This is a genomic window from Kineococcus indalonis, assembly GCF_009906395.1.
GTDB lineage: Bacteria > Actinomycetota > Actinomycetes > Actinomycetales > Kineococcaceae > Kineococcus > Kineococcus indalonis.
Genome location: NZ_JAAALM010000932.1, coordinates 1 through 772 on the forward strand (window position 1 = coordinate 1; position 772 = coordinate 772).

A 772-nucleotide genomic window follows, 5' to 3' on the forward strand; every position below is an offset into this window, starting at 1 on the left:
CTCACAGGACCTGCGACAGGAAGCGCTGCAGCCGCTCGCTGCGCGGCGCCTCGAACAGCTGCGCGGGCGGGCCCGCTTCCACGACCCGGCCAGTGTCCATGAACACCACCTGGTCGGCGACGCGGCGGGCGAAGCCCATCTCGTGGGTGACGACGACCATCGTCATGCCCTGCCGGCCGAGCCCGGCCATGAGGTCCAGCACGCCCTTGACCAGCTCGGGGTCCAGCGCGGAGGTGACCTCGTCGAAGAGCACCACCTCCGGTTCCAGCGCCAGCGCACGGGCGATCGCCACGCGCTGCTGCTGGCCGCCGGACAGGTCGCGGGGGCGGTGGTCGGCGCGCTCGGCCAGGCCGACCTCGGCCAGGCGCTCGCGGGCGGTGCGCAGCGCCTGCGCCCGAGGGACCTTCTTCACCGTGCGCAGCGCCAGGGCGACGTTCTCCTCGGCGGTGTGGTCGGGGAAGAGGTTGAAGTGCTGGAACACCATCCCGACCCGGCGGCGCAGCGCGTCCGGGGCGACCGTCAGCGCGCTCTCCCCGCCGATGAGCACGTCACCGCCCGCCGGCTCGTGCAGGCGGTTCACGCCGCGCAGCAGGGTGGACTTGCCCGACCCCGACGGGCCGATGACGCAGGTGGTGCTGCCCGGGGCGACGGTCAGGTCGACGCCGCGCACGACCTCCACGGGCCCGTACGCCAGGCGCAGGCCGCGCAGCTCCAGGCTGGACCCGGCGTAGTGGCCGGAACCGGGGGCGGTGGTCGGGGCGGTGGTCGGGGC

At 74.9% G+C, this 772-nt stretch carries 1 protein-coding gene; it reads right to left on the reverse strand.

Going from position 1 to position 772, the window contains the following annotated elements; translation table 11 throughout:
* Position 1 precedes the first annotated feature (1 nt).
* Positions 2–715 (reverse strand): amino acid ABC transporter ATP-binding protein, encoded by a 714-nt coding sequence (locus GTR00_RS22015; protein ID WP_166613608.1) that lies wholly within the window; start codon positions 713–715, stop codon positions 2–4.
* Positions 716–772: the final 57 nt, after the last annotated feature.